The organism is Reyranella sp. (assembly GCF_036558665.1).
Taxonomy (GTDB): domain Bacteria; phylum Pseudomonadota; class Alphaproteobacteria; order Reyranellales; family Reyranellaceae; genus Reyranella.
The window spans coordinates 37427-43705 of sequence record NZ_DATBFE010000083.1 but is presented as its reverse complement, the minus strand read 5'-3'; the positions used below and the strand labels follow the sequence as shown (position 1 = coordinate 43705).

Here is a 6279-nt window from a genome sequence, read left to right as displayed (position 1 = left end):
GTTATCGCCGCCGCACTTGAAGTTGGACAACCGGCGATAACGACCGTTTATGTAAATCAATGCGTTAGTACGCCCGGCCGTTCTTCGCTTGGCGCGGGCATTACGGGCGCGGTCTCGCTCTCCTCCTCCCAATTGACAGGGGTAAGCGGTCCGGCGAGAGCGTGGAGCAGCACTTCGTCGGCGGTATTCACCGGTACGATCTTAAGATCGCGCTTCACATTGTCCGGGATCTCGGCGAGATCCTTTTCGTTCTCGCTCGGAATCAGTACGGTCTTGAGCCCGCCGCGCAGCGCCGCCAGCAGCTTTTCCTTGAGGCCGCCGATCGGCAGAACCCGGCCACGCAGGCTGATCTCGCCCGTCATGGCCACTTCCTTGCGGACCGGATTTCCGGTCAAGGCGGACACGATCGAGGTGATCATGGCGACACCAGCCGACGGACCATCCTTGGGCGTCGCCCCCTCCGGCACGTGCACATGGATGTCGCGCTTCTCGAACATAGCCTGCTTGATGCCGAAGGCGGCCGCGCGCGAGCGGACATAGGCGTTCGCCGCCTGCACCGACTCCTGCATGACGTCGCCCAGCTTGCCGGTCACGGTGACACGTCCGCGGCCAGGCACCAGCACGGCTTCGACCTGCAGCAGCTCGCCGCCAACCTCGGTCCAGGCAAGGCCGGTGGTAATGCCCACCAAATCCTCGAGTTCCGCCTCACCGTAGCGGAAACGCCGGACGCCGGCATACTTGTCGAGGTTCTTGGCGGTAACCTTGACCTTGGACGTCCCCTTCATGAGGATTTCCTTGGTCGCCTTGCGGGCCAAGTTGGCGATCTCGCGTTCCAGGTTACGCACACCGGCCTCGCGCGTGTAGTAGCGCACGAGATCGCGCACGGCATCGTCATGGATGTCGAGCTCGTTGTCCTTGAGCCCGTTGGCCTCGACCTGCTTGGGGATCAGATGCTTGCGGGCGATCGCCACCTTCTCGTCCTCGGTGTAGCCCGCCAGCCGGATGATCTCCATGCGGTCCAGCAGCGGCTGCGCCATGCGCATCGAGTTGGCCGTGGTGATGAACATCACGTTGGACAGATCGTAGTCGATCTCGAGATAGTGGTCGTTGAAGGTCGAGTTCTGCTCGGGGTCCAGTACCTCGAGCAAGGCCGACGACGGATCACCGCGAAAATCCGCACCAAGCTTGTCGATCTCGTCGAGCAGGAACAGAGGGTTCGACGATTTCGCCTTCTTCATGCTCTGAACGACCTTGCCCGGCAACGAGCCGATATAGGTCCGGCGATGCCCACGGATCTCGGCCTCGTCACGAACGCCACCGAGTGACATGCGCACGAAGTTGCGCCCGGTCGCCTTGGCGATCGACTTGCCGAGCGAGGTCTTGCCGACGCCTGGAGGACCGACGAGGCAGAGGATCGGGCCCTTCATCTTGTCGACGCGCTGCTGGACCGCAAGATACTCGAGGATACGCTCCTTCACCTTCTCCAGGCCGTGGTGGTCGGCGTTCAGCACGTCCTCGGCATACTTCAGGTCCTTGATGATCTTCGTCGGCTTGCGCCACGGGATCGAGAGCAGCCAGTCCAGGTAGTTGCGCACCACCGTCGCCTCGGCCGACATCGGGCTCATCGTGCGCAGTTTCTTCAGCTCGCCATTGGCCTTCTCGCGCGCCTCCTTGCTGAGGCGCGTCTTCTTGATGCGCTTCTCCAGCTCGGAGATCTCGTCGCGGCCGTCTTCGGTCTCGCCGAGCTCCTTCTGGATCGCCTTCATCTGCTCGTTGAGATAGTATTCCCGCTGCGTCTTCTCCATCTGACGCTTGACGCGGTTACGGATCTTCTTCTCGACCTGCAGGACGCCGATTTCGCCTTCCATCAGGCCGAGAATTCGCTCCAGTCGCTTCGACACCGCGTCGAGTTCCAGGAGCTGCTGCTTGTCCGCGACCTTGAGCGCGAGATGCGCCGAGATCGTGTCGGCGAGCTTGGCCGGCTCCTCGATCTTGTTGATCGAGACGACGACCTCGGGCGGCACCTTCTTGTTCAGCTTCACGTAGTTTTCGAATTCCGAGACGACCGTGCGCGCAGCAGCCTGGAGCTCGGCCGGATCGCCGGCGACCTCCTCCATCTCGACGGCACGCGCCTCGAAGAAGTCCGTGCGGTCCGTATAGCCGGCGATGCGCACGCGCTTGCCGCCCTCGACTAGGACCTTGACGGTGTCGTCGGGCAGCTTGAGGAGCTGCAGCACCGTACCGAGCGTGCCGATGCCATAGATGTCGTTCGGGCCGGGATCGTCCTGCGTGGCGTTCTTCTGGGCGATCAGCAGGATCTGCTTGTCGTCCTTCATCACTTCTTCGAGCGCCTTCACACTCTTCTCGCGCCCGACGAAGAGCGGGACGATCATCCCTGGAAACACGACGATGTCGCGCAATGGCAGGACGGGGTAGACGGTGCCTTGTTGGCTGGGGGCGTTCATGATGCCTCGCTACATACACTGTTAGAGCTGTCGCGCACCCCGGCCGTAACCCCCATGACGCGGGCGATTGACGGCAGAAAGCAACGCACACTCAGTTGCAGAGATTGGCTCAAACGGAGATCCGTTCAAGGCCCTGGGACAGGACCGCTGGCGGCTGCAATTGCCACCAGCGCAGCAAAACTCAGGCCGGCGCAGCAGCGATGCCTTCCTTGCGCTCGCCATGCACGTAAAGCGGCTGGGCGCGCCCTTCGATCACTTCACGGTTGATCACCACCTCGTCGACACCATCGAGCGACGGCAAGTCGTACATCGTGTCGAGAAGCACGGTCTCCATGATGGACCGCAAGCCGCGCGCGCCGGTCTTGCGCAGGATCGCCTTCTGGGCAACCGCGCGCAGGGCATCGTCGGAAAACTTCAGCTTTACATTCTCCATGTCGAACAAACGCTGATATTGCTTCAGCAGCGCATTCTTCGGGCGGGTCAAAATCTCGATCAGCGCGCCCTCGTCGAGGTCTTCGAGCGTGGCGACCACCGGCAGGCGGCCGACGAACTCCGGAATCAACCCGTACTTCAGCAGGTCTTCGGGCTCGAGGTCGCGCAGCACCTCGCCGGTGCGCCGATCGTCCGGACCGCGCACCTCAGCGCCGAACCCGATCGACGTTCCCTGCCGACGCTGCGAAATGATCTTGTCGAGGCCAGAGAAGGCCCCGCCACAGATGAACAGGATGTTGGTCGTATCGACCTGCAGGAACTCCTGCTGGGGATGCTTGCGCCCGCCCTGCGGCGGCACGGAAGCGACCGTGCCCTCCATGATCTTGAGCAAGGCCTGCTGGACGCCCTCCCCCGACACGTCGCGCGTGATCGAAGGGTTGTCGGATTTACGACTGATCTTGTCGACTTCGTCGATGTAGACGATGCCGCGCTGCGCCCGTTCGACGTTGTAGTCCGCCGCCTGCAGGAGCTTCAGGATGATGTTTTCGACATCCTCGCCCACGTAGCCCGCCTCGGTAAGGGTCGTGGCGTCGGCCATGGTGAACGGGACGTCCAGCATCCGGGCAAGCGTTTGTGCCAGCAGGGTCTTGCCGCAGCCGGTCGGGCCGATCAGCAGGATGTTCGACTTGGCAATCTCGACCTCGTTGGCCTTGCCGCCGTGACTTAGCCGCTTGTAGTGATTGTGCACTGCAACGGCCAGAATACGCTTGGCCTGGTCCTGCCCGATAACGTAGTCGTCGAGGATCTGGCGGATTTCCTTGGGCGAAGGAACGCCGTCCTTGGATTTCACCAGGGTGGTCTTGCTTTCCTCCCGGATGATGTCCATGCAAAGTTCGACGCATTCATCACAAATGAACACGGTCGGGCCGGCAATGAGCTTACGGACCTCGTGCTGGCTCTTGCCGCAGAAGCTGCAATAGAGGGTATTGCGGGAATCGCCCCCGGACTTGGCGGCTGGCATGTCGGTAACGCACCTCCGCTTGGGGGGCTCGCTGCCGGCGAGCCCGCACACAAGACTATGTTAAACGCGCCTCCCAGAGGGCGACAACCCCAAAATATAGTGTGTCGGCCTGCGAATAGAAAGCAATTGGTCGCGGCCCCTAGGAGGCGGCCGCCTGGATGGTCGGCACCGGCCGGTTCTCCAGAACGTCGTCGATCAGGCCGAATTCCTTGGCTTCCGACGGGGAGAAGAACTTGTCGCGCTCCATCGCCCGCTCGATTTCCTCGATCGTCCGGCCCGTGTGATGAACGTACATCTGGTTCAATCGTGCCCGGGTCTGGATGATTTCCTTGGCGTGGATCTCGATGTCGGTCGCTTGGCCCTGGGCCCCGCCGGAAGGCTGGTGGATCATGATCCGGGCGTTTGGCAGCGAAAACCGCTTGCCCTTGGCGCCTGCCATCAAAAGCAGCGAGCCGGCCGATGCCGCCTGGCCGAACACCAGAGTCGAGATCTGTGGCCGGACATACTGCATGGTGTCGTAGACGCCGAGGCCGGACGTCACCACGCCGCCGGGAGAGTTGATGTAGAAGGAGATGTCCTTGGTGGGGTTCTCGGCTTCCAGATAGAGAAGCTGGGCGCAGACCAGGCCTGCCACATTGTCCTCGATCGGCCCGTTCAGGAAAATGATGCGCTCCTTGAGCAGCCTCGACCAGATGTCGTAACCGCGCTCGCCACGCGCCGATTGCTCGACGACCATCGGCACGTAGTAGTTGTTGTAGACCTCCAGCGGATCGCGTTCGCGGCTCATCGCCGAAACCCCCTATGAACTGACGACTGAAAAGTGGCAGCGCCGACGGCCCCGTTCAAGGCCACCGACGCTGATCAATTGGTGGCCGCCGGCGCGGCTTGCTCGTCGGTCTCGCGGGCCGCTTTCATCAGTTCCTCGGGGGTAACCGCCTTCTCGGTCACCTTGGCGAGTTCGAGAATGAAATCAACCGTCTTCTCTTCGAAGATCGGCGCACGAAGCTGCTCCTTGAGCTCGGCATTCTTGCCGTAGAATTCCAGCACCTGCCGCTCCTGACCGGGATAGCGCATCGCCTCGCGCATCACCGCCTGATTGAGCTCTTCCGGCGTGACGTCGATGCTGTTGGAACGGCCGACATCGGCCAGCAGCAAGCCGAGCCTCACCCGGCGTTCGGCAATGTCGCGGTACTCCCGGCGCTGTTTGTCCTCGTCGTCTTCGAGCTTCTCGCCATCCTTCCTGGCCTGCTCGATACGCTGCCAGATCGCGTTGAATTCGCTGTCGATCAGTCCCTCGGGAACGGCAAACTTGTGGCTTTCGGCCAGCTTGTCGAGGAGCTGGCGCTTGATCATCGAACGGGAGATCTGCGCATAATCTTGGCCGATCCGCTCGCCCACCGCCTTGCGCATGGCGTCGAGACTCTCGAAGTTGCTCTTCTTCGCCAGCTCGTCGTCGGCCGGCTTATCGACGAATTCACGGATCTCCTTCACCGTGCATTTGAACACGGCCTCCTTGCCCGCCAGCTCCTTGTTTCCGTAGTCGGCGGGAAAGGTTACCTTCACGTCGACCGGCTTGCCGACCTCGGCACCCACCAGCTGATCCTCGAATCCGGGGATAAAGGAACCCGAACCGATCTCGAGGACGTAGTCGTCAGCTTTGCCCCCGGAGAACTCGACGCCGTCGACGGAGCCCACGAAATCGATCTTGATCGCGTCTCCCTTTTGCGCCGGACGCGGCGGATCGACCGGCCTTTGCTCGCGATTGGCCTTGGCGATGCGCGCAAGAGCGTCGTCGACCTCCTTCTCCGGAACCTCGGCCTTGAGCCGCTCCAACTCGATGTCGGAGAAATCGAGCTTGCCGATCTCGGGTAATATCTCGAGCGCAACCTCAAACTCGACATCCTTGCCCTCGCCCAGCTCTTTGAGATCGACCTTGGGCTGCAGTGCGGGCCTCAGGCCGCGATCCTCGATGGCCTTGGCGGTGCTCTGGTTGACCGCCTGCTCCAACGCCTCGCCATAGAGGGCCTGGCCGTACTGTTTCTTCAGCAGACCCACAGGCACCTTGCCGCGGCGGAAGCCGGGCATTTGGGCGGTCCGCGCAAGCTCGGTCAGGCGCTCGTCGACCTTGGCCGACAGGTCGTCGGCGGGAACGACGATCTTGAACTGCCGCTTCAGGCCTTCCGCCGGGAGTTCCGTGACTTGCATGATCTCACTTCCATCATTTCCGTTTGGTGCGGGCGGAGGGACTTGAACCCCCACGCCTTGCGGCACGAGAACCTAAATCTCGCGTGTCTGCCAATTCCACCACGCCCGCCCGACGTAGCCCCGCGCCCCGCCAGGGCGGGCGGGCCGATGCCGCAA

At 62.2% G+C, this 6279-nt stretch carries 4 protein-coding genes and 1 tRNA gene; all 5 read right to left on the bottom strand.

Annotation, left to right across the window (positions count from 1 at the left end; all coding sequences use genetic code 11):
• Nucleotides 1–56: 56 nt before the first annotated feature.
• The 5 genes from lon to VH499_RS14115 all read right to left on the bottom strand — a co-directional run bounded on the left by lon (nucleotide 57) and on the right by VH499_RS14115 (nucleotide 6232).
• Entirely contained in the window at nucleotides 57–2465 is a 2409-nt protein-coding gene (lon, locus tag VH499_RS14135; RefSeq protein ID WP_332053383.1) for an endopeptidase La, read from the bottom strand.
• A gap of 181 nt (nucleotides 2466–2646) precedes the next feature.
• Entirely contained in the window at nucleotides 2647–3918 is a 1272-nt protein-coding gene (gene clpX / locus VH499_RS14130; protein ID WP_332053382.1) for an ATP-dependent Clp protease ATP-binding subunit ClpX, read from the bottom strand.
• Between the two features lie 139 nt (nucleotides 3919–4057).
• Nucleotides 4058–4705 (bottom strand): ATP-dependent Clp protease proteolytic subunit, encoded by a 648-nt coding sequence (locus tag VH499_RS14125; protein ID WP_332053381.1) that lies wholly within the window; start codon nucleotides 4703–4705, stop codon nucleotides 4058–4060.
• Between the two features lie 74 nt (nucleotides 4706–4779).
• Nucleotides 4780–6123 (bottom strand): trigger factor, encoded by a 1344-nt coding sequence (gene tig, locus VH499_RS14120; protein WP_332053380.1) that lies wholly within the window; start codon nucleotides 6121–6123, stop codon nucleotides 4780–4782.
• A 24-nt stretch (nucleotides 6124–6147) separates the two neighbouring features.
• A tRNA-Leu gene (locus tag VH499_RS14115) sits at nucleotides 6148–6232 on the bottom strand.
• Nucleotides 6233–6279 lie beyond the last annotated feature (47 nt).